This window comes from Caballeronia sp., assembly GCF_049581465.1.
GTDB lineage: Bacteria > Pseudomonadota > Gammaproteobacteria > Burkholderiales > Burkholderiaceae > Caballeronia.
The window spans coordinates 1-5,445 of the sequence record NZ_JBAUSA010000948.1; the positions used below are offsets into that span (position 1 = coordinate 1).

Below are 5,445 nucleotides of genomic sequence, written 5' to 3' on the forward strand. Positions count from 1 at the left end.
CGTCCAGTCGGGGTCGCTGTAGACCGACTCGTCGATCACCAGATGGCCCGGCAGCACTTCGGCGAAGACTCGCTGGCCCTCGCTGCGTGCTTTCGTGATGACATCCACAGCATCCTTCGTGGACACGTGCACGATGTAGATCGGCACGCCCAGCACCTGCGCAATCCGGATCGCCCGGTTCGCCGCTTCCCCTTCGACTTCAGGCGGCCTCGACAATGGATGAGCTTCGGGACCGGTGAATCCGCGTGCCAGAAGTTGCTTCTGCAAACGGAATACAAGCTCGCCATTTTCCGCATGCACGGTGGGCAATGCGCCCAGTTCGAGCGAGCGCGAGAAGCTGTTCACAAGCACTTCGTCGTCAGCCATGATCGCACCTTTGTACGCCATGAAGTGCTTGAAGCTCGACACGCCATGATCGTGCACGAGCGTCCCCATGTCGCGATGCACCGACTCGTCCCACCACGTCACCGCGACGTGAAAGCCGTAATCGGCCGACGCCTTTTCAGCCCACCCGCGCCATTCGTTGAACGCTTCCATCAGCGGTTGCTTAGGAGCCGGAATGACGAAATCGATAATGCTCGTCGTCCCGCCCGACAAACCCGCCGCCGTGCCGGTGTAGAAGTCGTCGCTGGCGGTCGTGCCCATGAAGGGCAACTCCATGTGCGTGTGCGGATCGATGCCGCCCGGCATCACATACTGGCCGGAGGCGTCGAGCGTTTCGGTTCCGGCGGGCACGTCCAGATCGACCCCGATCTGAAGAATCGTGCCGCCGTCCTTCGGGTCTGCGCACAAAACATCCGCTCGATAAGTACGCTCGGCGTCGATGATCGTGCCACCGCGAATCAGGATCGTCATGGTGCGTGTCTCCTGGTGAAAGCTTTAAATCAATTTAAGCGCGGGCAACGCGCGCCGACGGGCTCTTGCCCATTTTCATCCATGCGCCATACACAATCGATGCAAGCGCAAGCCCGACGAACCACGCGTACGTATAAAGCGTGTTGAAAATAGCGGGAACATTAGGAAACGACGCCGGAAAGGCCGTGTGCAGGAAGCCCGGCAAGTTTGGCAGCACCCCAACCAGCATGGCCCCCACTGCTGCCATATTCCAGCCGCCTGTGTAGCTGTACTCACCGTTCTCATTGAACAGTTCGCGGGTGTCGAGCCGGGTGCCGCGAATCAGGAAATAATCGACCATGAGAATGCCGGCCACCGGTCCAAGCAGCGCGGAATAGCCCACCAGCCACGTGAAAATGTAGCCCTGCGTGGTCGCCAGTATCTTCCACGGCATCATGACGATCGCAATTGACGCGGTAATCATGCCGCCGACCCGATACGAAATGCCCTTCGGCCAAAGACTGGAAAAATCGTAAGCAGGACCGACGAGGTTGGCAGCGAGGTTGCAACTCATCGTGTCGAGCGTAAGGATTACCAGCGCCACGCCCACGCCGATGCCCGTCATGCGGCTTGCCAGGTCGATCGGGTCCCAGATCGCCTTGCCATAGATCACGACCGTCGCCGACGTGACCACCACCGAAATCACGGAGAGCAGCGCCATGGGTGCGGGCAGCCCGATCGATTGCCCGACGATCTGGTCCTTTTGCGAGCGCGCGAAACGCGTGAAGTCAGGAATGTTGAGCGCGAGCGTCGCCCAGAAGCCGACCATCGCGGTGAGTCCCGGCCAGAATGTCGCCCAGAACATGCCTTCTTTCTTGCCGCCGGCCACGAACTGCGAGGGTTGGTCGAGCATGGCGCCGACACCGCCCGCCTTGGAGGTCGCCCACCACACGAGCGCGAGGCACATGACGATCTTGATCGGCGCGGACCAGCTTTCGAGAAACCGGATGGAGTCCGTGCCACGCACGATGAAGTAGACCTGGATCACCCAGAAAAAGAGGAAGCACGCCAGTTGGCCGAGCGAAATGTCCAGGAACGGCAGCGGCTCGCCGTGCGTGGTGTTACCGGTGAGGATATTCAGGAGCGTATAGATCGCGCTGCCGCCGAGCCAGGTCTGGATGCCGTACCAGCCGCACGCGACGACCGCACGCAGCAATGCCGGCAGTTTCGCGCCCTGGGTGCCGAACGACGAGCGCACCAGCACCGCATACGGAATGCCGTGCTTCGCGCCCGCGTGACCGATCAGCAGCATGGGCACGAGCACGATCATGTTACCCAGCAGCACGGTGATCACCGCCTGCCAGGGCGACATGCCCTCCTCCGTCAGCCCGGCCGCGAGCATGTATGAAGCAATGTTCATGACCATCCCGACCCACAGCGCCGCGAAGTGATACCACTTCCAGGTGCGTTGTGCGGGACCGGTCGGCGCAAGGTCGTCGTTATAGAGCGTGCTGCTCGAGACGCCGGCCGCGAAATGCGGATCGACGGAGTGCGCTGGCTGCTTCATCGGGTGATCTCCTCAAGATCGTTGTGGTCCGCGCTGGGGCTGTCAGGCCGGCGTCGTCCGTTGGGGGAGCGTATGGTACGGGTCGCACGAACGTAAACACGTAAAACGTCATGCAGCCTTGACGATTTCGTCCGCGTCGACCCTTGCCGGGTTGTTTGGATGCGTCGTCCAGTTTGCATATTCTCCGGCATCCACACGGGACATCGTGATGCATTGCTCGACCGGGCAAACATGCATGCATAAATTGCACCCGACGCACTCCGAGTCCACGACCTCGAAATGCCGCTTGCCGTCCTTCTCCCGCATGATCGCCTGATGCGCCGTGTCTTCGCAAGCGATGTGGCACAAGCCGCACTGAATGCACTTGTCCTGGTCGATCCGCGCCTTGATGTCGTACTTCAGGTTCAGGTATTGCCAGTCGGTCACGTTCTGCACTGCGCGCCCGCGGATCGAGTCGAGTGTGGCGTAGCCTTTTTCGTCCATCCAGTTCGACAGGCCGTCCGCGAGATCCGAGACGATGCGAAACCCGTAGTGCATGACGGCCGTGCAGACCTGCACGTTGCCGGCGCCCAGCACCATGAACTCTGCCGCGTCGCGCCATGACGAGATGCCGCCGATACCCGAAATGGCCAAGCCCGGCGTTTCAACGTCGCGTGCGATCTCAGCGACCATGTTCAGCGCAATCGGCTTCACCGCTGGGCCGCAATAGCCACCGTGCGTGCCTTTGCCATCGACGACCGGCATCGGCGCCATCTGGTCCAGATCGACGCCGACAATCGAGTTGATCGTGTTGATCAGGGAAACGGCATCGGCGCCGCCTTTGTAAGCGGCCCGGGAACCGGTGCGGATATCGCTGATATTAGGCGTCAGCTTGACGATGCAGGGCAGCTTCGTGCTCTCCTTGACCCAGCGCGTGATCATCTCCACGTACTCGGGGACCTGCCCGACGGCCGCGCCCATGCCGCGCTCGCTCATGCCATGCGGACAGCCGAAATTCAGCTCTACGCCGTCCGCGCCCGTGTCCTCCACCAGGGGAAGAATCCACTTCCAGTCCCGCTCGTTGCACGGCACCATCAGCGACACCACGAGCGCCCGGTCGGGCCAGTCGCGCTTGACCTGCCTGATCTCGTTCAGGTTGACGTCGAGCGGACGATCCGTGATCAACTCGATATTGTTCAGTCCCGCAATCCGTTGGCCGTTCCATTGCACGGCGCCATAACGCGAACTGACGTTCACCACATGCGGGTCGAGGCCCAGCGTCTTCCACACTACACCGCCCCAGCCCGCCTCGAAGGCGCGGTTGACGTTATAGGCTTTATCGGTCGGCGGCGCGGACGCGAGCCAGAAAGGATTCGGCGAAGTGATGCCGGCAAACGTGCTGCGAAGATCGGCCATGGAATCGGCTCCTGTATCGTGGTCGCGTGGGGTCGCGTGTATTTCGTGCGCGAGTTTGTTATGCAGCCTTGATCGCGGATGCCGCCAAAAACGTGTCGATGGATTCAGCGGCGATCTTGCCGTCCTGCACCGCCTGGACCGTCAAGTCGAGTCCACCCGATGCCGCGCAATCGCCGCCCGCCCACACATTGTCGAGCGATGTCCGGCCGCACGAATCCACGGCGATACGAGAGCCGTCGAGTGTCAGCAGGCCGGCTGCCAGCGGGTTGGCATCGAGCACCTGTCCGATCGCTTTCAACACCATGTCGGCTTCGATTACAAAGCGCCCCCCTTCCGCACTCTCGAATTCGACGCCCGTTACGTGTCCCGCGGCATCGACCAAGCGCACCGGTTTAGCATGCGTCACGATCGTTACGCCTTGCGTCTGCGCGAACTCGCGCTCGGCCCACGTCGCGCCCATCGTCTCGACGCCGCGCCTGTAGGCCATCGTCACCGACGACGCGCCTAGCTTGCGGCTCTGGACGGCGGCATCGATTGCCGTATTGCCGCCGCCGATCACCACCACGCGACGCCCCACCGGCACGCTCGCGAGGTCATCGGCCGTGCGCACCTGCTCGATAAAATCTACAGCGTTGACCACCCCCCGTAAAGTCTCACCCTCGAGTTCGAGCGCACGCACGCCGCCAAGCCCGATCGCCAGGAATACCGCGTCGTACTGCATGCGCAGCGCGCTCAATGTCACGTCGCGGCCGAGCATCACGTCGTTTTTCACATCGATTCCGCCGATGGAGTAAAGCCACGCCACCTCGCGCTGGGCGAAGTCCTCCACTACTTTGTAGGCAGCAATGCCGTATTCGTTCAGGCCGCCCGATTTCGGCGATGCATCGAGAATACTGACTTGATGCCCGGCCATCGCCAACCGATGCGCACACGCGAGCCCCGCCGGACCCGCGCCGACGACCGCGACGCGGCGACCGGTATCGGCCGCGCGTTTAAACAAGGATTCGCCGCGCGCCATTGCCCAGTCAGTCGCGTGTCGCTGCAGTGCACCGATCGCAACTGCTTTGTCATCCTGATGATTTCTCACGCAGGCGCCTTCGCACAAAATCTCGGTCGGGCACACGCGCGCGCATATTCCGCCGAGCGGATTCGCCGAGAGAATGTCGGTGGCCGCGCCCTTCAGGTTGCCGTTGCCGATCTTGCGAATGAAACCAGGAATGTCGATCTGCGTGGGACACGCCTGCACGCACGGTGCGTCGTAACAATAGTGGCAACGACTCGATGCAGCCGCTGCCGCGGTGGCATCGAGTAACGGCGCCACGTCTGAAAACTCACAGGCCAGTCGCTCTTGCGAAAGCCGATGCGAGGCAATATCGCCGATCTGCTTCAAGGTCATACCCGTTCCCTCGTCAAGATGAGGACAATCGATCCGTTGGTTCGTCAGTGCGCTATTGCGCCAGCTAGCGACCGGCGCGTTCGAGCATCGCGTGGAAGAGCACGTTCGCGCCAGCCTCGATCCATTCCTGCGACGCATCTTCGATTTCGTTATGACTGATGCCATCGACGCAAGGCACGAACACCATTGAAGTCGGCGCAACCTTGGAGAGATAGCACGCGTCATGTCCGGCGCCCGACACCATGTTTCGATG

At 61.7% G+C, this 5,445-nt stretch carries 5 protein-coding genes; all 5 read right to left on the reverse strand.

Annotation, left to right across the window (positions count from 1 at the left end; translation table 11 throughout):
- A partial coding sequence (locus tag WCA53_RS23245) for an amidohydrolase family protein (protein ID WP_423916000.1) occupies nt 1-855 on the reverse strand: 855 nt, incomplete at its 3' end.
- 34 nt (nt 856-889) lie between these two features.
- On the reverse strand, nt 890-2,401 hold the full coding sequence (locus WCA53_RS23250; RefSeq protein ID WP_423916002.1) for an NCS1 family nucleobase:cation symporter-1: 1,512 nt from the start codon (nt 2,399-2,401) through the stop codon (nt 890-892).
- Nucleotides 2,402-2,509: 108 nt separating this feature from the next.
- On the reverse strand, nt 2,510-3,796 hold the full coding sequence (gene preA / locus WCA53_RS23255) for an NAD-dependent dihydropyrimidine dehydrogenase subunit PreA (RefSeq protein WP_423916004.1): 1,287 nt from the start codon (nt 3,794-3,796) through the stop codon (nt 2,510-2,512).
- A 58-nt stretch (nt 3,797-3,854) separates the two neighbouring features.
- Nucleotides 3,855-5,192 (reverse strand): NAD(P)-dependent oxidoreductase, encoded by a 1,338-nt coding sequence (locus WCA53_RS23260; RefSeq protein ID WP_423916007.1) that lies wholly within the window; start codon nt 5,190-5,192, stop codon nt 3,855-3,857.
- 64 nt (nt 5,193-5,256) lie between these two features.
- The coding region (locus WCA53_RS23265; RefSeq protein WP_423916010.1) for a M20/M25/M40 family metallo-hydrolase at nt 5,257-5,445 on the reverse strand (189 nt) is incomplete at its 5' end.